At 72.8% G+C, this 25,976-nt stretch carries 23 protein-coding genes; 12 read left to right on the top strand and 11 right to left on the bottom strand.

What is annotated here, in order from left to right; all coding sequences use genetic code 11:
- Positions 1 to 45: 45 nt before the first annotated feature.
- On the bottom strand, positions 46 to 456 hold the full coding sequence (locus tag ATM99_RS08285; RefSeq protein ID WP_062102428.1) for an Rv2175c family DNA-binding protein: 411 nt from the start codon (positions 454 to 456) through the stop codon (positions 46 to 48).
- Positions 457 to 646: 190 nt separating this feature from the next.
- Between ATM99_RS08285 and ATM99_RS08280 the strand changes: the two genes are divergently transcribed.
- Together ATM99_RS08280 and pknB are read left to right on the top strand one after the other, a co-directional pair.
- The gene (locus ATM99_RS08280) at positions 647 to 2,029 is read left to right on the top strand and encodes a LysM peptidoglycan-binding domain-containing protein (protein WP_062102427.1); all 1,383 of its coding nucleotides are present in this window, start codon (positions 647 to 649) and stop codon (positions 2,027 to 2,029) included.
- A 49-nt stretch (positions 2,030 to 2,078) separates the two neighbouring features.
- Complete coding sequence (gene pknB, locus ATM99_RS08275) at positions 2,079 to 4,079, top strand: Stk1 family PASTA domain-containing Ser/Thr kinase (protein ID WP_062102426.1); 2,001 nt, start codon at positions 2,079 to 2,081, stop codon at positions 4,077 to 4,079.
- Between the two features lie 124 nt (positions 4,080 to 4,203).
- On the opposite strand, the gene ATM99_RS08270 is transcribed toward pknB, so the two are convergent.
- The 3 genes from ATM99_RS08270 to ATM99_RS08260 form a co-directional block, all read right to left on the bottom strand.
- Entirely contained in the window at positions 4,204 to 5,556 is a 1,353-nt protein-coding gene (locus ATM99_RS08270) for a class II 3-deoxy-7-phosphoheptulonate synthase (RefSeq protein ID WP_062102425.1), read from the bottom strand.
- Positions 5,556 to 6,773 carry a pyrophosphate--fructose-6-phosphate 1-phosphotransferase gene (locus ATM99_RS08265; protein ID WP_062102424.1) on the bottom strand — a complete coding sequence of 406 codons (1,218 nt, stop codon included), beginning with the start codon at positions 6,771 to 6,773 and terminating at the stop codon, positions 5,556 to 5,558. Before ATM99_RS08265 ends, ATM99_RS08270 begins: the two co-directional genes overlap by 1 nt.
- 199 nt (positions 6,774 to 6,972) lie before the next feature.
- Complete coding sequence (locus ATM99_RS08260; RefSeq protein WP_062102423.1) at positions 6,973 to 7,770, bottom strand: 1-acyl-sn-glycerol-3-phosphate acyltransferase; 798 nt, start codon at positions 7,768 to 7,770, stop codon at positions 6,973 to 6,975.
- Positions 7,771 to 7,843: 73 nt separating this feature from the next.
- Here ATM99_RS08260 and ATM99_RS08255 point away from each other — a divergent pair, with 73 nt between their 5' ends.
- The gene (locus tag ATM99_RS08255; RefSeq protein WP_062102422.1) at positions 7,844 to 8,452 is read left to right on the top strand and encodes a hypothetical protein; all 609 of its coding nucleotides are present in this window, start codon (positions 7,844 to 7,846) and stop codon (positions 8,450 to 8,452) included.
- A gap of 56 nt (positions 8,453 to 8,508) precedes the next feature.
- On the opposite strand, the gene ATM99_RS08250 is transcribed toward ATM99_RS08255, so the two are convergent.
- A complete protein-coding gene (locus ATM99_RS08250) occupies positions 8,509 to 9,456 on the bottom strand; it encodes an ROK family glucokinase (protein ID WP_062102421.1) in 948 nt (315 codons plus the stop codon).
- Positions 9,457 to 9,689: 233 nt separating this feature from the next.
- Between ATM99_RS08250 and ATM99_RS08245 the strand changes: the two genes are divergently transcribed.
- From ATM99_RS08245 to ATM99_RS08235, 3 genes are all read left to right on the top strand, one after another.
- Complete coding sequence (locus ATM99_RS08245; protein ID WP_062102420.1) at positions 9,690 to 11,495, top strand: long-chain fatty acid--CoA ligase; 1,806 nt, start codon at positions 9,690 to 9,692, stop codon at positions 11,493 to 11,495.
- 71 nt (positions 11,496 to 11,566) lie between these two features.
- The gene (locus ATM99_RS08240) at positions 11,567 to 13,390 is read left to right on the top strand and encodes a DEDD exonuclease domain-containing protein (protein WP_062102419.1); all 1,824 of its coding nucleotides are present in this window, start codon (positions 11,567 to 11,569) and stop codon (positions 13,388 to 13,390) included.
- A 7-nt stretch (positions 13,391 to 13,397) separates the two neighbouring features.
- A complete protein-coding gene (locus tag ATM99_RS08235) occupies positions 13,398 to 13,679 on the top strand; it encodes an Lrp/AsnC family transcriptional regulator (RefSeq protein ID WP_062102418.1) in 282 nt (93 codons plus the stop codon).
- Positions 13,680 to 13,743: 64 nt separating this feature from the next.
- Here ATM99_RS08235 and trpD read toward each other — a convergent pair whose 3' ends face one another.
- Together trpD and ATM99_RS08225 are read right to left on the bottom strand one after the other, a co-directional pair.
- Positions 13,744 to 14,793, bottom strand: a complete 1,050-nt coding sequence (gene trpD / locus ATM99_RS08230; protein WP_062102417.1) for an anthranilate phosphoribosyltransferase — start codon at positions 14,791 to 14,793, stop codon at positions 13,744 to 13,746.
- Positions 14,790 to 15,206 carry a response regulator gene (locus tag ATM99_RS08225; RefSeq protein WP_062102416.1) on the bottom strand — a complete coding sequence of 139 codons (417 nt, stop codon included), beginning with the start codon at positions 15,204 to 15,206 and terminating at the stop codon, positions 14,790 to 14,792. Before ATM99_RS08225 ends, trpD begins: the two co-directional genes overlap by 4 nt.
- Before the next feature lie 183 nt (positions 15,207 to 15,389).
- Between ATM99_RS08225 and ATM99_RS08220 the strand changes: the two genes are divergently transcribed.
- From ATM99_RS08220 to ATM99_RS08200, 5 genes are all read left to right on the top strand, one after another.
- A complete protein-coding gene (locus ATM99_RS08220; protein WP_082659444.1) occupies positions 15,390 to 16,037 on the top strand; it encodes a heme-copper oxidase subunit III in 648 nt (215 codons plus the stop codon).
- A gap of 76 nt (positions 16,038 to 16,113) precedes the next feature.
- On the top strand, positions 16,114 to 16,899 hold the full coding sequence (locus tag ATM99_RS08215) for a c-type cytochrome (RefSeq protein WP_062102415.1): 786 nt from the start codon (positions 16,114 to 16,116) through the stop codon (positions 16,897 to 16,899).
- Complete coding sequence (locus tag ATM99_RS08210) at positions 16,896 to 17,954, top strand: ubiquinol-cytochrome c reductase iron-sulfur subunit (RefSeq protein WP_062102414.1); 1,059 nt, start codon at positions 16,896 to 16,898, stop codon at positions 17,952 to 17,954. The genes ATM99_RS08215 and ATM99_RS08210 overlap by 4 nt, the downstream gene beginning before the upstream one ends.
- Positions 17,951 to 19,705 carry a ubiquinol-cytochrome c reductase cytochrome b subunit gene (locus tag ATM99_RS08205; protein ID WP_062102413.1) on the top strand — a complete coding sequence of 585 codons (1,755 nt, stop codon included), beginning with the start codon at positions 17,951 to 17,953 and terminating at the stop codon, positions 19,703 to 19,705. Before ATM99_RS08210 ends, ATM99_RS08205 begins: the two co-directional genes overlap by 4 nt.
- A gap of 124 nt (positions 19,706 to 19,829) precedes the next feature.
- Positions 19,830 to 20,459: a superoxide dismutase gene (locus ATM99_RS08200; protein ID WP_046528572.1), complete on the top strand. Its 630-nt coding sequence runs from the start codon at positions 19,830 to 19,832 to the stop codon at positions 20,457 to 20,459.
- 97 nt (positions 20,460 to 20,556) lie between these two features.
- Here the strand turns inward: ATM99_RS08200 and ATM99_RS19695 are convergent, their stop codons facing one another.
- The 4 genes from ATM99_RS19695 to coxB form a co-directional block, all read right to left on the bottom strand.
- Positions 20,557 to 21,309, bottom strand: a complete 753-nt coding sequence (locus ATM99_RS19695) for a VOC family protein (protein ID WP_223304890.1) — start codon at positions 21,307 to 21,309, stop codon at positions 20,557 to 20,559.
- Positions 21,310 to 21,455: 146 nt separating this feature from the next.
- Entirely contained in the window at positions 21,456 to 21,854 is a 399-nt protein-coding gene (locus ATM99_RS08190; protein ID WP_062102412.1) for a cytochrome c oxidase subunit 4, read from the bottom strand.
- Complete coding sequence (gene ctaD / locus ATM99_RS08185; protein ID WP_062102411.1) at positions 21,851 to 23,674, bottom strand: cytochrome c oxidase subunit I; 1,824 nt, start codon at positions 23,672 to 23,674, stop codon at positions 21,851 to 21,853. Before ctaD ends, ATM99_RS08190 begins: the two co-directional genes overlap by 4 nt.
- On the bottom strand, positions 23,674 to 24,543 hold the full coding sequence (gene coxB / locus ATM99_RS08180) for a cytochrome c oxidase subunit II (RefSeq protein WP_062102410.1): 870 nt from the start codon (positions 24,541 to 24,543) through the stop codon (positions 23,674 to 23,676). The genes ctaD and coxB overlap by 1 nt, the downstream gene beginning before the upstream one ends.
- 208 nt (positions 24,544 to 24,751) lie before the next feature.
- Between coxB and ATM99_RS08175 the strand changes: the two genes are divergently transcribed.
- Positions 24,752 to 25,900, top strand: coding sequence for an aminotransferase class V-fold PLP-dependent enzyme (locus ATM99_RS08175; protein WP_062102452.1), 1,149 nt, complete (start codon positions 24,752 to 24,754; stop codon positions 25,898 to 25,900).
- Positions 25,901 to 25,976 lie beyond the last annotated feature (76 nt).

Below are 25,976 nucleotides of genomic sequence, written 5' to 3'. Positions count from 1 at the left end.
GTCCGCTCGACCCTGCTGGCGCCCTCCGCGTCGGGGGCGGGCCGTCTAGAGCAGAGCCTGCGCCACCCGGCGCACCTCGGTCTTGCGACCCGCGCGCAACGCCGCGATCGGGCTGGTGCCGAGCGACTCCTCGTGCCGGAAGAGCCACACGATCGCCTCGGCGTCGCTGAAGCCGTCGTCCGCGAGCACCGTCAGCGTGCCCTGCAGCGCGGCGAGCACCGTCCAGGGGCGGGACTCCGACGGGCGATCGGGCGCGGCCGGGTTGGCCAGGTGCCCCGGGACCAGGAAGTCGGCAGGGACGCTCTGCACCGGAGGGGTGCCGCGGCGGACTCCCACGAGCTTGCGCTCCTGGATCAGCCGGCGGACCTTGCCCGGGTCCACCCCGAGCCGCTCGGCGACGTCGGGAACGGTCAGCCAGCTGTCGACGAGCTGGTCGGGATCGGTGGTCGAACTCACCCGGTCAGCCTACGGGTCGCGGGCAGACGGGCCGTCATCGACCCTCCGGGGTTTCCCCCACGCCAGTTGTCGTCTAGCGTCGACTTACGTCACACCTGTCACACCAGCACCATGCGTCACGGACGAGCGCGGTCGCGACGGGGCGACCCACGTCCGAGACAGCACGACCACCACCGCCTCTGGGGGGGCCATGTCCGCACCTTCTCCGCGCACCGCCGCGCGCGTCACGACCGGCACGGGCGCGACGCTCGCGCTCGCGACCGTCGCGCTCGCCGCCACCGGGACCGCCGGCCACGCCGCCGACTACACCGTGCGTGAGGGCGACACCCTCACCGCGATCGCTCAGCGGACGGGCACGACCGCGGCCCGCATCGCCGCGGACAACGCGCTGTCCGACCCCTCGCGGATCCGCGCGGGCCAGGTGCTGCGGCTCGTGGAGACGGCGCCGGCCGCCCAGCCCGCCACTCCCGCGCCGACGACCGGCAGCTACACCGTGCGCAGCGGCGACACCGTGTCGAGCATCGCCCAGCGGCACGGCACCACGGTCGCCGCCGTCGTGTCCGCCAACGGCCTCGACGCCCGCGCGTTCATCCGCGCCGGCCAGACCCTCACGATCCCGAGCACCACGTCGAGCGCCGCACCGGCACCCGCACCGGCAGCACCCGCAGCCGGCAGCTACACCGTCCGCAGCGGCGACACCGTGTCGAGCATCGCCCAGCGGCACGGCACCACGGTCGGCGCCGTCGTGTCCGCCAACGGCCTCGACGCCCGCGCGTTCATCCGCGCCGGCCAGACCCTCACGATCCCGGGAGCCGCGGCGACCGCACCGACCACCGCGCCCGCACCGGCACCCGCAGCGCCGGCGGCGCCCGCGGCCGGCACCTACACGGTCCGCAGCGGCGACACCGTGGCAGCGATCGCGAAGCGGCACGGCACGACCGTGGCCGCCGTCGTCTCCGCCAACGGCCTCGACGGCCGCGCGTTCATCCGCGCCGGCCAGACCCTCGCCGTGCCCGGCGCGGCGGCGCCTGCGGCCACCGCCGCGACCTCCACCTCGGGCGGCGGCGCGTCGTCCGGCGGCACGCAGCTCGTCGGCAACACGTTCGCCGGACGGACGTACTCGCCGCAGGTCGTCGGTGCGGCCAACGAGAACAAGGCGGCCCTGCTCGCGTCAGGCGTGCCGTCGCGTGCCGACATGCAGGCGAAGGTCGTCGCGACGGCGCGCGCGATGGGTGTCGACCCCGCGCTCGCGCAGGCGATCGCGTTCCAGGAGTCCGGCTTCGACCAGACCGCCGTCTCCCCCGCGAACGCGATCGGCACCATGCAGGTCATCCCGTCGTCCGGCGAGTGGGCGTCGCAGCTCGTGGGCCGACCGTTGAACCTGCTGGACCCGGACGACAACGTCACCGCCGGCGTCGCGATCCTGCGCTCGCTGGTGCGCACGCACGACGACCTGCCGCGCGCCATCGCGTCGTACTACCAGGGCTCCGGCTCGGTGCAGCGCAACGGCATGTTCTCCGACACGCGCCGGTACGTCGCGAACGTGCAGACGCTCATGACGCGCTACTCCTGACGGCACCGGTTCCCCGGATCCGGTGAGCACCGACCGTAGACTTCGGCACGTGGGAGCCACCGTCACCGATCCGCTCGTCGGCCGCCTGGTCGACGGGCGGTACGAGATCGTCTCGCGCATCGCGCGCGGCGGGATGGCGACCGTCTACCTCGCGATCGACCGACGTCTGGACCGCGAGGTCGCGCTCAAGGTCATGCACGCGCACCTGGCGGAGGGCTCGTCGGGAGGGGCGTTCGTCGCGCGGTTCCGCCGCGAGGCGCGCAGCGCCGCCCGGCTCACGCACCCCGGCATCGTCGGCGTCTACGACCAGGGAGTCGACGGCGAGACGAGCTACCTGACGATGGAGTACGTCGACGGGTCGAACCTGCGGCGCCGGGTCGCGGAGCAGGGGGCGCTCACCGTCGGCGAGGCGCTGCGCGTGACCGAGTCGGTGCTCGACGCGCTCGCCGCGGCCCACCGGGGCGGCGTGGTCCACCGTGACGTGAAGCCCGAGAACGTCCTGATCGCGTCGGACGACCGCGTGCGCGTCGCCGACTTCGGCCTGGCGCGCGCCGTCACCGAGGTGACGTCCACGACGACCGGGACGCTGCTCGGCACGGTCGCCTACCTGGCACCCGAGCTCGTGCAGCGCGGCGCCAGCGACGCACGGACCGACGTCTACGCGGTCGGCGTCATGCTGTTCGAGATGCTCGCCGGCCAGCAGCCCTTCACCGGCGAGACCCCCATCCAGGTCGCGTTCCAGCACGTCAACTCCGAGATCCCCGCTCCGTCGTCGCTCGTGACGTGGCTGCCGTCGGAGGTCGACGAGCTGGTCGGCGCGCTCGCCGCACGGGACCCCGACGACCGCCCCACCGACGCGGGCGCGGCGCTCCAGCTCGTGCGCCGCACGCGCGCGGCCCTCGACGACGCGACGCTCGCGCGCCGGGCCGACGTCGCGCCGAGCGTGGCCCTGCCTGCCGCGACGGACCCCGGTCCGGGCGACGACGAGGACACCGACGACGCACCGGAGGGTCGCGAGCACGTCGACGCCGACGCGACCGTCGCCGTCCCGGTCGGCGCCCACGAGCGCGGTCGCACGGTGGCCCTGCCGATCGGCCTCGGTGTCCTCGAGGCGCCCGCACCCACGCCGGAGGCGCCACGCCGCCGACGCTGGCCGCTGCTCGTCGCCGTCCTGGCGCTCGCGGCGCTGCTCGGCGGCGGCACGTGGTGGTACCTGCAGGTCGGCCCCGGGGCCTACACCCAGGTCCCGCCGGTCGTCGGGTCGTCCGCGGACGACGCGGTCGCCGCGTTCGACGCCGCAGGGCTCGAGCACACCCGGGAGGACGCGTTCGACCCCGACGTCCCGGAAGGAGAGGTCGTCGCGACCGACCCGGGTCCGGGTGAGCGCGTCCGCAAGGACGGCACCGTCACCTTCACGGTGTCACGCGGTCCGGACCTCGTCACGGTGCCCGACGGCGTGGTCGGCGCGATGCAGGCCGACGCGGCCGCTGCTCTCGAGGCCGCCGACCTCGCCGTGGACTACGGCGACGCGGTGCACGACGACGAGGCGCCGAAGGGCGCCGTCCTCAGCGCCACGCTGCCCGACGGCACGCCCGCCGAGGCGGGCGCCCAGGTGGAGCGAGGCGCGACCGTCGTGCTCGTGCTGTCGGACGGTCCCGCCCCGGTGTCGGTGACGTCGGTCGTCAACATCACGGTCGAGCAGGCCCAGGAGCAGCTCGCGCCCGACGCCCTGGGCGTCGAGGTCGGCGAGGAGGTCTTCCACGACTCCGTACCCGCCGGGCGGATCGTCGAGCAGTCCCCGGCGGCGGGTGCGACGGCCCACCGCGGCGACGTCGTGACGGTCAAGGTCTCCAAGGGTCCCGAGACCGTCGAGATGCCGAACCTCACCGGCAAGCAGTTCGACAAGGCCAAGGCCGAGCTCGAGGCGCTCGGCCTCACCGCGAAGCGCGAGAACGTGCTGGGCGGCCTGTTCGGGACCGTGCGCTCGCAGAGCGTGCCCACGGGCGAGCAGGTCCGCAAGGGCTCCGAGATCACGCTCACGGTCGTCTGACGGCGGCGCGTGCGTGCTCGCCGCGGGCCGCGGTGAGCACGCACGGCGCCCGTCGGACCGGCCGCGCACGCACGAGCGCCCCGCCACCGGACGACCGGTGACGGGGCGCTCGACGTGAGGCGGGTCAGGAGCGCCGGAGCAGCTCCACCACCTGGAACGCCATCTCGAGCGACTGCTGGTGGTTCAGACGCGGGTCGACGAGCGTCTCGTACCGGCGCGCCAGGCCCTCGTCGTCGATCTCCTCGGTGCCGCCGAGCACCTCGGTCACGTCGTCGCCCGTGAGCTCGACGTGCAGCCCACCCGGCACGGTGCCGAGCGCGCGGTGCACCTCGAAGAACCCGGCGACCTCGTCCATGACGTCGCTGAACCGACGGGTCTTGTAGCCCGTGGCCGACGTGATGCCGTTGCCGTGCATCGGGTCGCAGACCCACGTCACGGGCCGGCCGTCGGCCGTCACCTTCTCGACCAGCGCGGGCAGCAGGTCACGGACCTTGCCGGCACCCATGCGCGTGACGAACGTCAGCCGCCCCGGCTCGCCCGTGGGGTTGAGCTTGTCGATGAGCGCGATCGCGTCGTCGCCCGTCGAGGTCGGGCCGAGCTTCACGCCGAGCGGGTTCTGCACGCGCGAGAAGAAGTCCACGTGCGCGGCGTCGAGCTGACGCGTCCGCTCCCCGATCCACACGAAGTGCGCCGAGCAGTCGTACGGCAGCCCGGTGCGCGAGTCGATGCGCGTCAGGGGCCGCTCGTAGTCGAGCAGCAGACCCTCGTGCGCCGAGTAGAAGTCGACCGTGCGCAGCGCCTCGAAGTCCGCGCCGCACGCGGCCATGAAGCGGATGGCGCGGTCGATCTCGGCCGCGATCTCCTCGTAGCGCGAGTACGCGGGGTTCGAGGTGAAGCCGCGGTTCCACTCGTGCACGCGCAGCAGCGACGCGAAGCCGCCGGTCGTGAACGCGCGGATGAGGTTCAGCGTCGAGGCCGACGTGTGGTACGCCTCGAGCAGCCGCTGCGGGTCGGGCGTGCGGGCCTCGGGCGTGAAGTCGAAGCCGTTGATGATGTCGCCGCGGAACGCGGGCAGCGTGACGCCGTCGCGCGTCTCCACGTCGGACGACCGGGGCTTGGCGTACTGCCCCGCCATGCGGCCCATCTTCACGACCGGCAGGCTGGCGCCGTACGTCAGCACGACCGCCATCTGCAGGATCGTCTTGATCTTGTTGCGGATGTTGTCGGCCGTGGCCTCGGCGAACGTCTCGGCGCAGTCGCCGCCTTGCAGCACGAACGCCTCACCGCGCTGCGCGGCCGCGAGCTGGGCGCGCAGCGCGTCCGACTCGCCCGCGAAGACGAGCGGCGGCACCGCGGCGAGCCGGTCCCGGACGCGGCGCACCTGCGCCGCGTCCGGCCACTGCGGCTGCTGACCCGCGGGGAGCTGCTCCCACGCGTCGAGCCCCGCGACGACCTGCGGGTCCGGCTCGACGCTCATCAGTGGTTCGCCCGCACGAGCGGCTGGCCGATGTCCGCGAGCAGCTCGCCGAACCAGCCCTGCGTGACGTCGAACGCCTTGCCACCGGCGATCCGCGGGAACTCGATCGCGCGCAGGCGGTCCTCGTTCTCCTCGTCGTGGCCGATCACGCCGGACTCGCCGCGCAGCGCGCACTCGACGGCCAGGTCGGTCATCGACTTGATGAGGCGCAGGTCCTCGGCGTTCGCGGCGGCGGCACGCGAGTAGTAGCCGGACTTCTGCACCATGACCTTCTCGGCGCCGAGCTTCTCCGCGAACTGCTTGGCGAACCACTGGCCCGGGTTGATCGTGTCGAGCTTCACGTGGCCGAACGGGTCGCGCTCCACGGTCTCGCCGGCCGCCTCGAGCTGCTCGACGATCTCGTGCATGCCCGCACCCTCGGAGAGGAAGATGTTGACGTTCCCCTGGGAGTCCATGACGGTCTTGAGGCGAGCGGCCTCGGCGTCGATGTCGAGCGCGAGCTCGGGCAGGAAGACCGCGTGCACGTCCCAGCGCTCGCGCGACAGGCCGATGCCGGGGACCCACTCCTGCGTGTCGAGCCACTTGCGGTACTCGGAGGCCGCGGCGGCCGTCAGCCACCCGCAGTGCCGGCCCATGACCTCGTGGACGATGAGCATGCGCGGGCCCGAGCGGTGCTCGCCGATGATGTTCGCGGCGAACCCGGCGGCCTCCTCGGCCGCGGTCCACGCGCCGAGCGACTGGCGGATCGGCACCACGTCGTTGTCGATCGTCTTGGGCAGGCCCACGACCGTGAGCTCGTAGCCGTTCTCGTGCAGGTACGCGGCCAGGTCGGCTGCGGTGGTGTTGGTGTCGTCGCCGCCGATCGTGTGGAGCACGTCGACGCCGTCGGCCTTGAGCTGCTCCGCGGCGACCTGCAGCGGGTCCTGACCCTCGGCGACCAGGCCGCGCTTGACGCAGTCCTTGGCGTTCGTGAGCTTGACGCGCGAGTTGCCGATCGGCGAGCCGCCGAAGCGGTGCAGGACCCCGGCCTTGGCGCGGACCTCGGGCGTGATCGTGACGCTCTCGCCCAGCAGCAGGCCGTGGTAGCCGTGCTGGTAGGCGATGATCTCGACCTCGGGGGCGATCTCGGTGTAGCGCTCGATGAGCCCACCCACGGCGGACGACAGGCAGGGAGCGAAACCGCCGGCGGTCAGGAGGGCGACGCGACGGACCGACATGGGGAACACCTCTCGTAGGTCGAGCACTGGCAAGCACGCGGCGCGCGGTGCGCACCCGGCCGGCGCCCAGCGTGGAGCCTGCGGACGAGCCCGTGCCGGGACCGAGGTCCTCCGGCGGGCGTCGCGCGGGCGCGCGGGTCGCGACGGGTGCGCGACCTCACGGCAGCGCACGCGGACCCGGCGCACGTCCGGGTCCGCGTCATCCTACTGACGTCGGGGCCTCGTCCTCCGGCGGTACCGGAACCTGGACATCGGGAGCGGGGCGACCGCCCGGCGCCGCCGGCAGCCGTTCCGCCGCCGGGTCGGACGCGGTCCGCCCGGTGGCGATGCGCGCCTTCTGCGTCGCCGCGTACACGTCGACGTACTCCTGGCCCGACAGGCTCATGATCGCGTACATGATCTCGTCGGTCACCGACCGCAGGATGAAGCGGTCGTTCTCCATCCCGCGGTAGCGCGAGAAGTCGAGCGGCTCGCCGATGACGATCCCGATCCGCATGACCTTCGGGATGCGCCGCCCCATCGGCTGCGCGACGTCCGTGCCGACCATCGCGACCGGCACGACGGGCGCCCCGGACTCGAGCGCGAGGCGCGCGACGCCGGTCTTGCCGCGGTACAGCCGCCCGTCGGGGCTGCGCGTGCCCTCGGGGTAGATGCCGAACAGCCCGCCCTCCGAGAGGCGTCGCAGACCCGTGCGGAGCGCGGCCTCACCGGCCTTGCCGCCGCCACGGTCCACGGGGATGGTGCCGACGCCGCGCATGAAGCCCGCGGTCATGCGGCCCTTGAGCCCGCGCCCGGTGAAGTACTCCTGCTTGCCGATGAACACGATCTCCCGGTCGAGCACGAGCGGCAGGAAGAACGAGTCGATGACGGCCAGGTGGTTGCTCGCGAGGATCGCGCCACCCTCGGCGGGCACGTGCTGCGCACCGCGCACCCAGGGTCGGTAGACCAGGCGCAGCAGCGGGCCCACGAACACCCGCTTCATCAACCAGTAGAACAACGTGTCTCCTCGCTCGCCGTCCGGCGCCGACCGCGGAAGGCCGGAACGTCGGGTCCGACTCTAGAGTGCTCCCATGGACGCACGTCCCGACGACGACGCCGGCGCCGACGACGCCACGGGTGCGCAGGGCGACCCGCACACCGACCGCGGCCCCGACGACGGCCGCTCCCCCGCGCTCCGCGACGGGGAGCGCGGCGGCTCGCCGAGCGCCCCGGAGCCGTCGGACGACGAGGTCTGGGCCTCGCTGGTCGCGCGGCTCACCGACGTCGACCAGGCCGACGACACGCGTCCGCCCCGGGTGGTCCGGCAGGCACCCCGGGACGAGCCCGACGACCCACCGGCGCCCCCTCGCGAGGGCACCACGCCGCCGCCCGAGCTCGCTGGCCGCGACTGGGACGGGACCGCGCAGTACGACGCCGCGGAGAACGAGGTCGACGACCTCGAGCACTTCGTGCCCTCCGACCCCGGCCCCGTGCTGGGCGGCGACCCGCTGCTCACGATGGCCTGGACGGCCGCCGTCGGCGTCCCGCTGTTCCTGCTGGTCGTCGTCGTGGCGTGGCGCGACGCCCCCGCGCTCCTGGTCCGGACCGCCGTCGGCCTCTTCGTGGTGGCCGTCGCGGTGCTCGTGTGGCGCATGCCGCACCGCCGCGAGCCGTCGGACGGCGACGGCGCGGTCGTCTGACGGGCACGCCGCAGCGCGCGCGGCCCACGAGGTCCGCGCGCCGCGCGGGCGCCTGCTCAGACGCGTGCCAGGTCGGCGGCGCCGACCATGCCGGCGTCGTTGCCCATGTCGGCGAGCACGATCGCGGCCTCGGGTCGGTGCCCACGGGCGGACAGCTGCTCGGCGAACGCGTTGCGCGCCGGCGCGAGCACGAGGTCGCCCGCCGCGCTGACACCCCCGCCGATGACGAACATCTGCGGGTCGAGCAGGGCCGCGACGCTCGCCGCACCCTCGCCGACCCACCGCCCGACCTCGCGCAGCAGGTCGACCGCGAGCTCGTCGCCCTCCTGCGCGGCGAGCGTCACGAGCGGGCCCGTGATCTTGTCGGCACGACCGCCGGCACGCTCGAGCAGACCCGCCGCACGGTCGGGCTGCGTGATGGCCACGGCCTGCGCGTCCCGCACGAGCGCCGAGCCCGACACGTACTGCTCCCAGCAGCCCTCGTGGCCGCAGCCGCAGTAGTGCCCGCCGGGCACGACGCGCATGTGCCCGATCTCGGCCGCGACGCCCCACGCGCCGCGCACGAGGCGACCGTTGATCACGATCGCGCCGCCCAGGCCCGTCCCGAGCGTGAGCATGACCATGTCCTCGACGTCGCGGCCGACGCCGAACCGGAACTCGGCCCAGCCCGCTGCGTTGGCGTCGTTCTCGACGACGATCCGCACGTCGGGGTCGCCGATGAGCGCGGCGACCTTGTCGCGCAGCGGGTACTCGCGCCACGCGATGTTCGGGGCGAACAGCACGCCCGAGCGGTCGGCGGCGACGAACCCCGCCGCGGCGAGCCCGACGTCCTTGACCTCGTAGGACGCGGACAGCTCGCGGTAGACGTCGGCGATCGCGGCGTCGATGCTCGCGACGTCGTCCGGGTCGGTGTCGCGACGCGTCTGGGCCAGGATCGTGCCCTCCTCGTCGACCACGCCCGCCGCGATCTTCGTCCCGCCGATGTCGACCCCGATGGCGTGCATGTCCTGGTCCGCTCCTGCTCCTCGCCCGTGCGCGTCGCTCGCGCAGCCCCCCACGCTACTGGCACCGCGAGGGTGGCGGGAGCGCGTCCACGGCCGCCCCGCCGCGCCGAGGCGTGCACGCGCCGCCGGCGCGGTCGCGCGACCACGCGACACCACCCGCACGGGGCCCGTGACCAGGGGCGGACGTCCCGTATCCTCGTGGCACACTTCGCCCCCCTGCCACTGGAGTCAGCATGGACGAGTCCCACAGCCCGCTCCTCGTCGAGGTCCCGGCCTCCGAGAACCTCAACGACCTGCTCGCGGCTCGGGTGCGCTCCACGCCCGACAAGGTCCTCGTGGAACGGTGGAGCGAGGGCACCTGGGAGCCGCTGACCGCGCGCGAGTACGAGGCCGAGATCCTCGCCGCCGCCAAGGGTCTGGTCGCGCGCGGCGTCCAGCCCGGCGACCGCGTGGGCATCATGTCCCGCACGCGCTACGAGTGGTCGCTGCTCGACTGGGCGACGTGGGCGGCCGGCGCCGTCCCCGTGCCGCTGTACGAGACCTCGTCGGCCGAGCAGGTCGCGTGGATCCTGTCGGACTCCGACGTGAGCCTCCTGGTCGTCGAGACCCCCGCGCACGCCGCCGTCGTCGCCGAGGTGGCCGACCAGGCCCCGTCCCTGCGCGAGGTCCTCGTGCTGGACGACGGCGCGATCACCACGCTCGTGGCGGCGGGACGTGACGTCGAGGACGCCGAGATCGCGCGGCGGCGCACGCTCGCGGCCCGCGACGACGTCGCGACGATCATCTACACGTCGGGCACGACCGGCCGCCCCAAGGGTGTCGAGCTGACGCACGGCAACTTCTCGGTCCTGACCACCAACTCGGTCGAGAAGCTCAACGTCGTCGTCCAGTCCCCGAACGCGCGCACGCTGCTGTTCATGCCGCTCGCGCACGTGTTCGCGCGGTTCGTGCACGTCCTGACGATCCCGGCGGGCGCGGTGCTCGGGCACTGGCCTGACACCAAGACGCTGGTCGAGGGCATCGGCTCGTTCCGTCCCACGTTCATCCTGTCCGTGCCGCGCGTGTTCGAGAAGGTCTACAACTCGGCCGAGCAGAAGGCCGCGGCGGGCGGCAAGGGCGGGATCTTCCAGCGCGCCGCGAAGACGTCGATCGTCTACTCGCGCGCGCTCGACACGCCGAACGGGCCGAGCCCGTGGCTGCGGCTGCAGCACAAGGTCGCCGACGTCCTGGTGCTGTCCAAGCTCCGCAAGGTGCTGGGCGGGCAGGTCGAGTGGGCGATCTCGGGCGGCGCGCCGCTCGGCGAGCGCCTCGGTCACTTCTACCGCGGCGCCGGCATCCGCGTGCTCGAGGGCTACGGCCTGACGGAGACGACCGCGCCCGCGACGGTCAACCTGCCCGAGCGCACCAAGATCGGCACCGTGGGCCCCGCGCTGCCCGGGACCGCGCTGCGCATCGCGGCCGACGGCGAGGTCGAGATCAAGGGCGTCCAGGTCTTCCGGGGGTACCACGACAACCCGCAGGCCACCGACGAGGCCGTGCACGACGGCTGGTTCCGCACGGGCGACCTGGGCACGATCGACGACGAGGGGTTCCTGCGGATCACCGGCCGCAAGAAGGAGATCATCGTCACGGCCGGCGGCAAGAACGTCGCCCCCAACGTCCTCGAGGACCGGCTGCGCGGCCACCCGCTCGTGAGCCAGGTCGTCGTCGTGGGCGACCAGCGACCGTTCATCGGTGCGCTGATCACGCTCGACCCCGAGGGCGTGCCCGGCTGGCTGACGGCGCACGGCAAGCCCGCCATGACGCTCGAGGAGGCGGCCAAGGACCCCGACGTGCTGGCCTCGCTCGACCGTGCGGTCGAGCGCACCAACAAGGCCGTGTCCCGTGCCGAGTCGATCCGCCGCTACCGCATCCTCGACCGGGACCTCACGATCGCGGACGGCTACCTCACGCCCAAGCTGAGCGTGCGCCGCAACGAGGTGCTCAAGGACTTCGCCGCCGACGTCGAGGCGCTGTACGCCGACGAGCAGCACCACTGACGCAGCCGTGGTCGGCCCCGCCACCGGGGCCGACCACGGCCGTGTCGGATCCCGCCGGTACCGTCGCGGGCATGTCCACGACACGGCGACTGCGTCCCGCGGAACCCGTCGCGACCGCCCCGGTGCCGGGAGCCCGCCCGGTGCAGCTCGGCCTCGACGAGCTCGGGACGCCGCTGCAGGACGTGACGTTCGTCGTCGTCGACCTCGAGACGACCGGCGGCCGCGCGGCCGAGGACTCGATCACCGAGATCGGCGCGGTCAAGGTGCGGGGCGGCGAGGTGCTCGGGGAGTTCCAGACCCTCGTCGACCCCGGCGGTCCGGTGCCCCCCTACATCCAGGTGCTCACGGGCATCACGACGTCGATGCTGATCGGCGCGCCGACCATCGCGCAGGTGCTGCCCGGGTTCCTGGAGTTCGCCCGCGGGAGCGTCCTGGTGGCGCACAACGCACCGTTCGACGTCGGGTTCCTACGCGCCGCCGCCGCCCGGCTCGACCACCCGTGGCCCGGCTTCCAGGTGGTCGACACCGTGCGGCTCGCGCGGCGCGTCGTGCCGCGCGACGAGGCGCCGAACCACAAGCTCGGCACGCTCGCGGCGCTCTTCGGCGCGCAGGTGACGCCCAACCACCGGGCCCTGTCCGACGCGCGCGCCACCGTCGACGTCCTGCACGCGCTGCTGGGACGGCTCGCACCGTGGGGCGTGACCCACCTCGAGGACCTCGCGACCGCCGCCGACCCCGTCCCGGGCGACGTGCGCCGCCGCCGCACTCTCGCCGACGGCCTGCCCGACGCGCCGGGCGTGTACCTGTTCCGCGGACCGGGCGACGAGGTGCTCTACGTCGGCGTGTCGACGAGGTCGCTGCGCCGCCGCGTGCGCAGCTACTTCACGTCGGCGGAGAAGCGCGGCCGCATGACGGAGATGGTGCGGCTCGCCGAGCGCGTCGACCCGGTGGTGTGCGCCTCTCCCCTCGAGGCGCGCGTGCGCGAGCTGCGACTCATCGCCGAGCACGCACCCCGGTACAACCGCCGGTCGCGCGCGCCCGAGCGCATGCCGTGGGTGCGCCTGACCGACGAGCCGTACCCCCGGCTGTCCGTGGTGCGCGACGTGCGCTCCGGCACCGCGCACATCGGCCCGTTCGCGTCGCGCTCGCTCGCGCAGCAGGCGGTCGAGGCGCTGCACGCGACGTTCCCGGTGCGGCAGTGCACCGGACGCCTGCCGGCGGTCGCGCCCTCCGGGGCAGCCGCGTGCGTGCTCGCCGAGGTAGGGCGCTGCGGCGCACCCTGCACCGGCGGTCAGGACGTCGAGGCGTACGCGCCCGTGTCGGCCGCCGTGCGTCGTGCCATGGCCGGCGACCCCCGTGACGTCGTCCACGCGCACGCCGCGCGCATCCGGACGCTGGTCGTCCAGGAGCGGTTCGAGGAGGCGGCAGCGGTCCGCGACCGCATGACCGCGTTCGTGCGGGGCGCCGCACGCGCGCAGCGGCACGCGCGGGCGGCCGCGTGCCGCGAGCTCGTCGCCGCGCGGCGGACCGAGGAGGGCGGGTGGGAGCTCGTCCTCGTCCGGTACGGCCGCCTCGCCGGCACGGCCGTCGTGCCCCGCACGACCGACCCGCGTCCCGTCGTCGCGAGCCTGCGGGCCGGCGGCGAGCACGTGGCGGCCCCGCCGCTGCCCGCCACCGCGGCCCACCCCGAGGAGACGGACCTGCTCCTCGCGTGGCTCGACCAGCCGGGCGTCCGCCTCGTCGAGCTCGACGGCGAGTGGTCCTCGCCCGTGCTGTCCGCGCAGGCCGTCCGGGACGCGGCGGCGGCGGTCTCGGTCGCGCTGGCCGCTCCCGGTGCCCCCTTGCTGGACGACACCGTGGGGACGGCAGCGCCCGGCACGCGGCGCACGGCATGATGGCGGCATGCTGACCGCCATCGTCCTCATCGACTGCGACGCCGCCCGCATCCCCGAGGTCGCCGCCGCGACCGCCGAGATCGAGGGCGTGAGCGAGGTGTACTCCGTCACGGGCGAGGTGGACCTCATCGCGATGGTCCGCGTGCGCGAGCACGACAGCCTCGCCGACGTCATCGCCGACAAGGTGAGCAAGGTCGAGGGCGTGCTGCGCACGCAGACCTACATCGCGTTCCGCGCCTACTCGCGCCACGACCTCGAGGAGGCGTTCTCGCTGGGCCTCGAGGACTGACCGCGAGGATCGGCGGCGCCGCACGCACGCCGCCCGACGGCGTCGTGCGGCCCCACCGGCACCCTCAGGCCGCGGCCGCCGCCCGCCACCGCTCGAGCACGTCGGCGCTCGCACCGTCGTCGAGCGAGCGCTCGGCCAGGCCCGCACCCGCCACGAGGCGCTCGACGAGCGTGCCCTGCGCGGTGCCCGGGAGCGTGCCGTCGGCCACGAGCGCGGCGGCGGCGTTGAGCACGACCGTGTCACGCACCGGCCCGTGCTCCCCCGCGACGAGCGCGCGCACGACGTCGGCGTTCTGCCGGGCGTCCCCGCCGCGCAGCTGGTCGACCGTCACGGGGCGCACGCCGGCGGACGCCCAGTCGACGACCTCCTCCCGCACGTCGCCGTCGCGGACCTCCCAGAACCGGGTCGCTCCGGTCGCGGCGACCTCGTCGAGCCCGTCGTGCTCGCCGCGGAACACCAGCGCCGACCTTCCGCGCGCGGCGAGGACACCGGCGATGAGCCCGGCCATGCGCGCGTCGGCGACGCCGATCGCGCTGGACTGCGGCTGGGCGGGGTTGGTGAGCGGCCCGAGGAAGTTGAACGCCGTCGCGATCCCGAGGTCGCGGCGCGTGACTCCCGCGTGACGCATCGAGGGGTGGAACGCCCCGGCGAAGCAGAACGTGATCCCGACCTCGGACGCCAGGGCGGTGACGCGCTCGAGCGGGAGGTCGAGGCGGATCCCGAGGGCCTCCAGCACGTCGGCGGAGCCGGTCGAGGACGACGCGGCCCGGTTCCCGTGCTTGACGACGGTCAGCCCGGTGCCGGCCACGACGACGGCGGCCATCGTCGAGATGTTGACGGTGTGGAGCCGGTCGCCGCCCGTCCCCACGACGTCCACCGACCGGCCGGGCGCCGAGAACCGGTGCGCGTGCTCGAGCATGACGTCCGCGAGGCCCGCGAGCTCTGCGACCGTCTCGCCCTTGGCGCGCAGCGCGACGAGGAAGCCGGCGACCTGCGACGGCGTCGCCTCGCCGGACATGATGCGGTCCATCGCCCAGGCGGCGCGCCCGCTGTCGAGGTCCTCGCCGCGCACGAGCGACGTCAGCAGGTCGGGCCAGGTCGTCCCGACCGTCATCGGCCGGACGCGCCCGCGTGCACGATGTCGGCGATCGCGGCGTGCAGCACGACCGGGTCGAACGGCCGGCTCACCACCGCGTCGGCGTTCGACCACGACGCGAGCCAGGCGTCCTGCGGACGGCCGGTGAGCACCACGACGGGCGGGCACGCGTACACCTCGTCCTTGAGCTGGCGGCACAGCCCGAGGCCACCGACCTTGTCGGCCTCGCCGTCGAGCACGAGGACGTCGAGTCCGCCGGCCTCGGTCGCCGCGATCGCGGCGTCGGCCGTGGCGACCTCGGTCCACTCGATGTCGGGCTCGCCGCGCCCGAGCCGGCGGCCGACCGCGAGACGCACCTGCTCGCGTGCGTCGACGTCGTCGCTGTACAGCAGGATGCGCGGCCCGCGGGCCGCGGGGTCGGCGGTGCTCATGGTGCCCCTCACTCGTCGTCGACGTGCCAGGGGCATCTTGGCACGTCCGCGCCCGCGCCCGCCGCACGCGCGACGCGGCGGACCACCCGGCCGCGCCCGCAGGTCACGAGAAAGTGACGATGTGACATATCCCTGCTCCGCAACGTGGGTCGAACGACCCATGCGCGGCACTCGTCAGCCATAATGGCTCGCGTGTCGACCGCAACGGCTGCCTCGCGCCCAGTCCCCCGTGTGACCGTCAACCGGCCCAACCCGGTGACGGTCGGCACGATCGTCTGGCTCGCCAGCGAGCTCATGTTCTTCGCCGGCCTGTTCGCCATGTACTTCACGGTGCGCGCGGCGGTGCCCGAGGAGTGGGCCGTCCAGACGGAGAAGCTCAACCTCACGTTCGCGTTCGCGAACACGACGATCCTGGTGCTGTCGTCGGTGACGTGCCAGATGGGCGTGTGGGCGGCCGAGCGGCTGCAGCCCGTCCGCAGCGGGTCGATCGTGCAGTTCTGGCGCTGGGGCATGAACGAGTGGATGACCCTGACGTACGTCATGGGCGCCGTCTTCATCGGCGGCCAGATCTTCGAGTACGCGGAGCTCGTCGAGCACGGCCTGACGATCTCGTCCTCGCCCTACGGCTCGGTGTTCTACCTCGCGACCGGCTTCCACGGCCTGCACGTCGTCGGCGGGCTCATCGCCTTCCTCTTCCTGCTGGGGCGCTCGTTCGCCGCCAAGCGGTTCGGCCACCACGAGGAGACGACCGCGATCGTCACCTCCATCTACTGGCACTTCGTCGACGTCGTGTGGATCGCGCTGTTCGCGATCATCTACCTCGTGCGATGACACCGCCGGCGGTCGCCGACCGCCCGGCACCGCCCCCATCCGTACTCCCCCCGACACGCGAGACGAGGACCGATCCGTGAAGGCACTCGCAGCCCGCAGGCACGACCGGCGTGCGCCGGCCGTGCTGCTCCTGCTGGCGCTGCTGCTCACCGGCGCGCTGTACGCCGTCCTGGCACCGACCTCCGCCGACGCCGCCCCCGCGGCACCGAGCGCGGACCAGGTCGAGACCGGTGAGAAGCTGTTCCAGGCCAACTGCGCGACCTGCCACGGGCCGGACGCGACCGGGACCGACGCCGTGCCGTCGCTCGTCGGCGTCGGCGCCGCAGCCGTCGACTTCCAGGTCGGCACGGGCCGCATGCCCATGCAGATGAACGGTCCGCAGGCCCAGGCCAAGCCCGCGCAGTTCGACGAGGAGCAGATCGCGGCCCTCGCGGCGTTCGTCGCGTCGCTGGGCCCCGGCCCGGCCGTGCCCTCGGACGAGCAGGTCGACCCCGCTCTCGGCGACCCGGCCAACGGCATGGCGCTGTTCCGCACGAACTGCGCGATGTGCCACAACGCGGTCGGCGCCGGCGGCGCCCTCTCGCAGGGCAAGTTCGCGCCGAACCTGTGGGAGACCACGCCGGCCCACCTCTACGAGGCGATGGCGACCGGCCCGCAGAACATGCCCGTCTTCAACGACGCGACGCTGACGCCGGACGAGAAGCGCGACATCATCGCCTACCTCGACCTGCAGGGCGAGGACGCCCCCGGCGGCATCGGGCTCGGCAGCCTCGGGCCCGTGAGCGAGGGCCTGTGGGCCTGGGTCGTCGGCATGGGTCTGCTCATCGCAGCGGCAGTCTGGATCGGAGCGAGGTCCTCGTGAGCACCACCCACGACCACGGTCACGACGAGCTCGAGCCCCGCGACACCGCGGGCTCCGACCTGGCGCTGCGCCAGGGCGACGACGCCGTCGACAAGTTCGAGAACCCCGGCTTCGGGCCGCACCGGCCTCGTCGCTCGGACGTCGAGCCCGAGGCGAACAAGCGCGCGGAGCGCCAGGTCGTCGCGCTCTTCACGATCTCGATCCTCGGGACCCTCGGGTTCATCACGGCGTACTTCGCCCTGCCCCCGGGCGAGACCATCGCGTCGATGCGCGTGTCGAACCTCGCGCTCGGGCTGGGCCTGGCCTTCGCGCTGCTCGGCATCGGGCTGGCGGCCGTCCACTGGGCGAAGTCGCTCATGAACGACCACGAGAAGGCCGAGGACCGGCACGCGCAGCGCAGCTCGGACCAGACGCGCGCGGAGGCGGTCGCCGCCCTCAAGGACGGCGCCCAGGACTCCGCGATCGGACGCCGCGGCGTGCTCAAGGGCGCGCTCGTGTCGTCGCTCGCGCTGTTCCCGCTGACGATCGCCCTCCCGCTGATCGGCGAGGTCGGCGAGGACTGGAACGTCTCCAAGTTCAAGCGCACCATGTGGGCACGCAACAAGAAGCTCACGATCGACCCGACGGGTCGACCCATCAAGGCCTCGGACGTGACGATCGGCTCGGTCGTCCACGTGATCCCCGAGGGCCTGCACGAGACCGAGGCCCCGCTCGACGAGAAGGCCAAGGCCGTCGTCCTGCTGGTGCGTCTGGACCCGCGTGACATCAAGTCCGAGCAGGGCGAGGGCTGGTCGTACGACGGGATCGTCGCGTTCTCGAAGATCTGCACGCACGTCGGCTGCCCCGTGGCGCTCTACGAGCAGCACACGCACCACCTGCTGTGCCCGTGCCACCAGAGCACGTTCGACGTGGCCGACGGCGCGAAGGTCGTCTTCGGTCCCGCCAAGCGGCCGCTGCCCCAGCTGCCGATCACCGTCGACGACGAGGGCTACCTGGTGGCGCAGAGCGACTTCCACGAGCCCATCGGACCGAGCTTCTGGGAGCGGCTGCGATGAGCACCACCACCAGCGCACCGACCGGCGGCCAGAAGGCCGCCGCCAAGACCGCGGACTACCTCGACCAGCGCACCGGCATCGGCGGCGCGGTCAAGGAGTTCGCCCGCAAGATCTTCCCCGACCACTGGTCGTTCCTGCTGGGCGAGATCGCGCTCTACAGCTTCGTCACGCTGCTCATCTCCGGCGTGTTCCTCACGATGTTCTTCGTTCCCAGCATGAACGAGGTGCACTACGACGGCCCCTGGCCGGCGATGCAGGGCGTCGAGATGTCCGAGGCGTACGCCTCGACGCTGCGCCTGTCGTTCGAGGTCACCGGCGGTCTGCTCATGCGGCAGATCCACCACTGGGCCGCGCTCATCTTCATGGCCGCGATCGTCACGCACATGATGCGTGTGTTCTTCACGGGCGCGTTCCGCAAGCCCCGCGAGCTCAACTGGGTCGTCGGCTTCGTGCTGCTGATCCTGGGCCTCGCCGCCGGCTTCTCGGGCTACTCGCTCCCCGACGACGTGCTCTCGGGCAACGGCCTGCGCATCACCGACGGCGTCGTGCGATCGATCCCGATCCTCGGCAGCTACCTGTCGTACTTCATCTTCGGCGGCGAGTTCCCGGGCCACGACATCATCCCGCGCCTGTTCACGGTGCACATCCTGCTCGTGCCGGGCCTGATCCTCGCGCTCATCGGCCTCCACCTGTTCTTCGTGGTGCTGCACAAGCACACGCAGTACCCGGGCTCGGGCCGCACCAACGCGAACGTCGTGGGCTACCCGCTGTTCCCCGTGTACGTGGCCAAGGCCGGCGGGTACTTCTTCATCGTGTTCGGCGTCATCGCGCTCATGGGCGCGACGATGTCGATCAACCCGGTGTGGAACTACGGCCCGTACGACCCCTCCCCCGTGTCCGCGGGTGCGCAACCCGACTGGTACATGCTGTTCCTCGAGGGATCGCTGCGGCTCATGCCGGGCCAGACCGAGTACGTGCTGTTCGGGCCCGACGGTTGGACGTTGTCCCTCAACGTCCTGATCCCGGCGGTCGTGGTGCCGGGCGTGCTGTTCACGCTGCTCGCCCTGTACCCGTTCGTCGAGTCCTTCGCGACGGGCGACAAGCGCGAGCACCACGTGCTGGACCGCCCGCGCAACCGCCCGTTCCGCACCGGCTTCGGCGTGGCGCTGCTCACGGCGTTCTTCATCCTCGTGCTCGCGGGGTCGAACGACCTCATCGCGACGCACTTCCACATGTCGCTCAACGACATCACGTGGGCGTTCCGGTTCCTGCTGTTCCTCGGCCCGTGGGCCGCGTTCGTAGTCACCAAGCGGATCTGCCTGGGGCTGCAGCGCAAGGACCGCGAGCTGGTCCTGCACGGCCACGAGACCGGCCAGATCGTGCGCTTCGCGTCTGGCGAGTACATCGAGGTGCACAAGCCCCTCGACGCGCACGAGCGGTGGCTGCGGGTGCAGCACGACGCGATCCGCCCCGTCGAGATCGAGCCCGCCGAGGACTCGCGCGGCGTGCGGCGCACGGGCTACCGGCTCGACCGCATGCGTCAGCGGCTCTCGCAGGTCTTCTACGAGGACCGCATCGAGCCGGTGACGCCCGCCGAGCTGGCCGCGTCGCACTCGCACGGCGAGCACGACGCGCTCGGCTCCGACCAGGAGAAGGCGCCGGCGCAGTTGCTCGGCGAGGGCGCGCCCACGGGCGGCGGTCGCCGGCTGCGCTCGGAGGATGAGACGGACGCCGACGGGCGGAACAGCTGAACCTGGTCGAGAGTTGACCTGAACGACGACCGTGCGCGGTGTCCGGCCGACGTGGCCGGGCACCGCGACGGCGTTTCCGGGCCGGTGCGCGAGCACCCGCCACCCGACGCAGGAGAGGTAAGAGATGGCTGACTACACGCTCCCGGATCTGCCGTACGACTACGCGGCGCTCGAGCCGCACATCTCCGGCAGGATCATGGAGCTGCACCACGACAAGCACCACGCCGCGTACGTGACGGGCGCGAACACCGCGCTCGAGAAGCTCGCCGCGGCCCGCGAGTCGGGCGACTTCGCGGCGGTGAACCTGCACGAGAAGAACCTCGCGTTCAACCTCGGCGGGCACGTCAACCACTCGGTGTTCTGGCAGAACCTCTCCCCGGACGGCGGCGACAAGCCCACCGGTGAGCTCGCCGCCGCGATCGACGAGTTCTTCGGGTCGTTCGACGCGTTCCAGAAGCACTTCGCCGCCAACGCGGTCGGCATCCAGGGGTCCGGCTGGTCCATCCTCGGGTGGGACTCGGTCGGCCAGAAGCTCGCGATCTTCCAGCTCTACGACCAGCAGGGCAACATCCCGCTCGGCCTGACGCCGATCGTCGTGCTCGACATGTGGGAGCACGCGTTCTACCTCGACTACGTCAACGTCAAGGCGGACTACGTCAAGGCGTGGTGGAACATCGTCAGCTGGGCGGACGCCGAGAAGCGCTTCACGGCGGCCCGCTCGCAGACGTCGGGGCTCATCGTCCCCTCGCTCTGACGCGCTGATCGTCCCGACGGCCGCTCACCTACGTGGTGGGCGGCCGTCGCGCTGCGCGGGCACGGCCGTCGGCCGCGGTGAGGCCCCGTCCCGGCCGTCAGGCCCGAGCCAGCGGCCGCACGCCGACGATCCAGGAGGGATCCAGCGGACCCGCGCACCGCTCCCGTCCGGTGGTCGCCCCCGCACCGTCCGCCAGGCCGCGCTGCCCGCCCTGCATCGCGAGGCCGGCATCGAGCTCGACCGCGACGAGCGCCGGCGTCCCACCCGTGGCGGACCTCTCCCCCGCGGCGACCCGCTCCGCCACGGCGACGAGGTCGACCGCATCACAGACCGGGAACGTCTCGTCCTGGTCCGACGCGCCGGCCCTTGCCGGCCCCTCGTCGTGCGCGTCGACGTCGATGCGGGTGAGCAACGCCTCGAGAGCGGCGGCGGTCATGACGTGCCAGACGCGCACCGGGGCCGGCACCGCCGCCAGCGCCGAGCGCTGGGACTCGCCCCACCCGCCCGCCTGGTCGACGACGAGGCACAGCTCGTTGCCCTCCGGGTCGCGCAGCACGACGTAGCCGTCCCCCTGCGCGTCGAGCTCGCGGTGCCCCGTCGGCACGGCGCCGAGGGCGCGGGCACGCGCGAGGGCCCACCGGACGTCCTGCGCCTCCACGTCGAGGTGCAGCCGGTTCTTGTGCGACTGCTTGCCCTCCGGGACCCGCTGGAAGGCGAGGCGCAGGCCGTCGGCGTCGAGCACCGCCCACCCGTCGTGCACGAGCGCCCACGGGGCGTCCAGCAGCGCGCCCCAGAACGCCGCGAGGCGTGACGGGTCCTGACAGTCGACGACGAGCTCTTGGATGCGCACGGGGCGAGGCTAGCGGGGCCGTCGGACATCGCACCGGGCGCCGCGAGGATCCAGCAGCGCATGCGCAGGCGTGTGTGGCGGGAGACGCAGGAGGGGCGTACCAGCGGACCGGTGGTACGCCCCTCCTCGAGGTCGAACGACGTGCGTCAGTGCGCGTGCTGCCCGCGGGAGAACTCGAAGAGCCACCCCACGAGGCCGATCGCGGCGAGCGCGACGGCCGGCACCATCAGCCACCAGCCGACGGCCAGCGCGAGGAACGCGATCGACGCGGCCAGACCGACGACGAGCGGCCACCAGCTCCAGGGGCTGAACGTGCCCTGGTTGCCGGCGCCCTGCTCGATCTCGCCGAGCTCGTCGTCCTCGGGCCGCTGACCGACGCGGCGGGCCAGGAGCGCGAAGTAGCCGCCGATCATGCCGACGAGGCCACCGGTCAGCGGGATGCTCACGGTCCCGACGGGCTCGCCGCCGCTCCAGAACCCGTAGATCAGGCCGACGGGGACGAAGAACAGGATCCCGTACAGGAAGAGCTTGGCCTCGATCTTCATCGCTCGTCCTCCTCGCGGCGCCGGTCGACGTCGTCCTGGTCGTGCTCGATGACCGTCGCCGACGACTGGTGCTCCTCACCGGTGCCGTTGGCGATGCGCTCCTCGGCGAGCTCGCGCTCCCCGGCACGGTCGGGTGCCCAATCGAGGGGACCCGGGTCCTCGGGCTCGACGTGGTCGAGCGCGGCCACCTCGGGGTGGTGCAGGTCGAACGCGGGACGCTCGGAGCGGATGCGCGGCAGCGACGTGAAGTTGTGCCGGGGCGGCGGGCAGCTCGTGGCCCACTCGAGCGAGCCGCCGTAGCCCCACGGGTCGTCGACGGTGACCTTGGGCGCGTGGCGCCACGTCACGTAGACGTTCCAGAGGAAGGGCAGCGTCGAGGCCGCCAGGATCACCGAGCCGACCGTGGAGAGCTGGTTCATCCACGTGAAGCCGTCCGCCGGCGAGTAGTCCGCGTAGCGACGCGGCATGCCGATGACGCCCAGCCAGTGCTGCACGAGGAACGTCATGTGGAAGCCCACGAACAGGACCCAGAAGTGGATCTTGCCCAGGCGCTCGTCGAGCATCCGCCCGGTGAACTTGGGCCACCAGAAGTAGAAGCCCGCGAACATCGCGAACACGACCGTGCCGAACACCACGTAGTGGAAGTGGGCGACGACGAAGTACGTGTCGGACAGGTGGAAGTCGAGGGCGGGGCTGGACAGGATGACGCCCGTCAGGCCGCCGAAGAGGAACGTCACGAGGAAGCCGATGGTCCACAGCATCGGCGTCTCGAACGTGAGCTTGCCGCGCCACATCGTGCCGATCCAGTTGAAGAACTTCACACCGGTCGGCACCGCGATGAGCATCGTCATGAACGAGAAGAACGGCAGCAGCACCGCACCGGTGACGTACATGTGGTGCGCCCACACCGTGACCGACAGCGCCGCGATGGCGACCGTCGCGTAGACGAGGCCCTTGTACCCGAAGATCGGCTTGCGGCTGAAGACCGGCAGGATCTCGGTGACGATGCCGAAGAACGGCAGCGCGATGATGTAGACCTCGGGGTGACCGAAGAACCAGAACAGGTGCTGCCAGAGCAGAGCACCACCGTTGTCGGGGTTGAAGACCTGCGCGCCGAGGCGTCGGTCCGCGCCGAGCGCGAACAGCGCGGCGGCCAGCGGCGGGAACGCCATGAGGACCAGCAGCGACGTCACCAGGATGTTCCAGGTGAAGATCGGCATCCGGAACATCGTCATGCCGGGCGCACGCATCGTGACGACCGTGGTGATGAAGTTGACGGCACCCAGGATCGTGCCGAAGCCGGTGAGCGCGAGCCCGAAGACCCACAGGTCACCGCCGAGCCCCGGCGAGTACATCTGGTTCGACAGCGGCGCGTACGCGAACCACCCGAAGGACGCCGCGCCCTGCGGCGTGAGGAAGCCGGCCGCCGCGATGAGCCCGCCGAACAGGTACAGCCAGTACGCGAACATGTTGAGCCGCGGGAACGCGACGTCGGGCGCACCGATCTGCAGCGGCAGGATGATGTTGGCGAACCCGGCGAACAACGGCGTCGCGAACAGCAGCAGCATGATCGTGCCGTGCATCGTGAACGCCTGGTTGTACTGCTCCTTGGACTGGAACAGGTCCATGCCGGGCGCGAACAGCTCGGCGCGGATGAGCAGCGCCAGGATCCCGCCGATCGCGAACCACACGAACGACGTGATCAGGTACATGTACCCGATCGTCTTGTGGTCGGTGGAGGTGATCCACTTCACGACCGTGCGGCCGAGCGTCTGGCGACGCGGCGCCAGGCCCGGGATGACCTCGGTGTGGGCAGCCATCAGTCCTCGCCCTTCGCCACGTCGTTCAGGTCCTGCTGCCGGCTGTACTCGAGGCCGAGCGCTCCGGTCTGGCCGCGGTCGCGCAGCTCCTCCATGTGGGCGTCGTACTCCTCCTGCGAGACCACGGCGACGTTGAACAGCATCGACGAGTGCTCCTCGCCGCAGAGCTCGGCGCACTTGCCGGCGTAGAAGCCCTCACGCGTCGGGGTGACCTGGAACGTGTTGGTGCGCCCCGGGATCATGTCGAGCTTGTAGAGGAACTCGGGGATCCAGAACGAGTGGATGACGTCGCGCGAGTCGAGCGTGAACTCGACGCGCTCGTTGACCGGCAGGTACAGCGTGATCTGGTCACCCAGCACCGACGCGTCGGAGCCGATGTCCTGCGCGTGCTGGCCCGTGTCGTAGACGTCGTCGTCGAGGTAGTTGAAGTCCCAGCTCCACTGCTTGCCGATGACCTGGATGTTCACGTCCGGCTCGGCCGACGTGTCCGTCAGCGCCGTCGTGTCCCGGTTGGTGTAGTAGAAGAGCACCCCGACCATGATGATCGGCAGCAGGATGTACATGACCTCGAGCGGCACGTGGTAGCGCAGCTGCACGGGAAGCGTGTGGTCGTCCTTGCGCTTCCGGTACACCGCGACGCACCACAGGATCAGGCCCCAGGTGATTCCGCCGACGATGAGGGCGGCGATCCACGACCCGACCCAGAGGGAGACGACACGACCGGTGTGGTCGGTGACCTCCTGGTCGGAGTGGCCGGGGAGCCAGCCTCGCTGGACCGCTTCGGAGCAGCCGCTGAGCACGAGCACGGCGGCCGTGGCCACCACGGCGGCGACGGTGCGCCGGGTGCGGCGGGGGGAAACCGGGTGCACGGGGGACCTTCCACTCGACGTCCCGCCGGGTGCGGCCCCGCAGAGGGCGCACGCGGTCTGGGACCTTCGTCCTCGACGCGAGCAGCCTAGCGCGCCGTGGCGCCGCTCACGTGCCGTGTCGCGCGTTTGACGACGTGGTGTCAGCACCGTCACACCTCGTGCACGCCGCGTGGAGGTCGTGCGCGCACGCCGCGGCTACCGTGCACGCGTGGCCACCCACCCCGCACCTCCCGTCCGCGCGGTCCTCGACGTCGCCGGGCACGCCCCGCTCCGCACGGCGGCACGCACCGCGTTCGTCGAGGCCCTCGACCAGGGCTGGGCCGATCCGCGCCGCCTGCACGCCGAGGGCCGTCGCGCGCGGCTGCTCCTCGACGGCGCACGCGAGGCGCTGGCCGCGGCGCTCGGCGCACGCACCGAGGAGGTCGACCTCGTCGCGTCGCACACGCTCGCGCTGCACAACGCGGTGCGCTCCGTCGCGCGCGGCCGGCGGCGGGCGGGCGCCGACGTCGTCGTCGGGGCCGTCGAGCGCGCCGCCGTCCACCACGCCGCCGACTTCGTGACGTCCGGCGCAGGCGGCTCGGTCCGGACCGTCGGCGTCGACGTCCACGGGCGCGTCGACGCCGACGCGTTCGCCGCGGCCGCCGCGGGCCCGGTCGCGCTCGCGGCGCTCCAGCACGCGAACGGCGAGGTCGGCACGCTGCAGCCCGTGGCCGAGGTCCACGAGAAGCTGCGCTCCGCGGGCGTCCCGCTGCTCGTCGACGTCGGCGCGAGCGCGGGCCACGTCCCCGTGGGCGCGTCCGGCGACGTGCTGGTCGCCGACGCGGGCGACTGGGGCGGACCACCGCTCGGCGTCGTCGTGACGCGGCGCGGCGTGCGCCGCAGCCCGGACTGGCCGGACGACGAGGACCGCTGGTCGCCCGGCGGCGTCGCGGTGCCCGCCGCGCTCGCCGCCGCCGTCGCCCTCCAGGAGGCGCAGGCCGGTGCGCCGGCCGCGGACACCCACCGGCGCGCGCTCGTGGACCTCGTGCGCCGCCGCGTGGCCGCCGAGGTCCCGGACGTGCAGGTCGTCGGCGACCCCGTCGACCGGCTGCCGCACGTCGTGACGTTCTCGTGCCTGTACGTCGACGGCGAGGCGATCGTCGACCGGCTCGACCGCGCGGGCTTCGGCGTCGGCTCGGGCTCGGCCTGCACGTCGAGCACGCTCGAGCCCAGCCACGTGCTGGTCGCGATGGGCGTGCTCACGCAGGGCAACGTGCGGCTCGCGCTCCCCCACGACGTCGACGCCGCGGCCGTGCACCGGTTCTGCGACGTCCTGCCGGGCGCCGTGGCGGACGTGCGGGCGGCGCTGGGCGCGTGACGCGCCCGGCGCGCCGAGGGCGGCCGACGCCGCGGGGACGAGGCGCCCGGGTACGCCGCGAGCCCGCACCCTCACG

It is taken from the genome of Cellulomonas sp. B6 (genome assembly GCF_001462455.1).
Classification (GTDB): Bacteria; Actinomycetota; Actinomycetes; order Actinomycetales; family Cellulomonadaceae; genus Cellulomonas.
The sequence above is the reverse complement of the archived record's forward strand: the minus strand, read 5'-3'. Positions and strand labels throughout refer to the sequence as shown.

Coding starts and splice junctions, on each gene's coding strand:
- ATM99_RS08240 (WP_062102419.1), top strand. CDS start 11,567: ATGTCCACGACACGGCGACTGCGTCCCGCGGAACCCGTCGCGACCGCC.
- ATM99_RS08225 (WP_062102416.1), bottom strand. CDS start 15,206: ATGAGCACCGCCGACCCCGCGGCCCGCGGGCCGCGCATCCTGCTGTAC.
- ATM99_RS08205 (WP_062102413.1), top strand. CDS start 17,951: ATGAGCACCACCACCAGCGCACCGACCGGCGGCCAGAAGGCCGCCGCC.
- ATM99_RS08245 (WP_062102420.1), top strand. CDS start 9,690: ATGGACGAGTCCCACAGCCCGCTCCTCGTCGAGGTCCCGGCCTCCGAG.
- ATM99_RS08235 (WP_062102418.1), top strand. CDS start 13,398: ATGCTGACCGCCATCGTCCTCATCGACTGCGACGCCGCCCGCATCCCC.
- ATM99_RS08255 (WP_062102422.1), top strand. CDS start 7,844: ATGGACGCACGTCCCGACGACGACGCCGGCGCCGACGACGCCACGGGT.
- ATM99_RS08250 (WP_062102421.1), bottom strand. CDS start 9,456: ATGCACGCCATCGGGGTCGACATCGGCGGGACGAAGATCGCGGCGGGC.
- ATM99_RS08280 (WP_062102427.1), top strand. CDS start 647: ATGTCCGCACCTTCTCCGCGCACCGCCGCGCGCGTCACGACCGGCACG.
- ATM99_RS08190 (WP_062102412.1), bottom strand. CDS start 21,854: ATGAAGATCGAGGCCAAGCTCTTCCTGTACGGGATCCTGTTCTTCGTC.
- ATM99_RS08220 (WP_082659444.1), top strand. CDS start 15,390: ATGGCTCGCGTGTCGACCGCAACGGCTGCCTCGCGCCCAGTCCCCCGT.
- trpD (WP_062102417.1), bottom strand. CDS start 14,793: ATGACGGTCGGGACGACCTGGCCCGACCTGCTGACGTCGCTCGTGCGC.
- ATM99_RS08265 (WP_062102424.1), bottom strand. CDS start 6,773: ATGTCGGTCCGTCGCGTCGCCCTCCTGACCGCCGGCGGTTTCGCTCCC.
- ATM99_RS08200 (WP_046528572.1), top strand. CDS start 19,830: ATGGCTGACTACACGCTCCCGGATCTGCCGTACGACTACGCGGCGCTC.
- ctaD (WP_062102411.1), bottom strand. CDS start 23,674: ATGGCTGCCCACACCGAGGTCATCCCGGGCCTGGCGCCGCGTCGCCAG.
- ATM99_RS08270 (WP_062102425.1), bottom strand. CDS start 5,556: ATGAGCGTCGAGCCGGACCCGCAGGTCGTCGCGGGGCTCGACGCGTGG.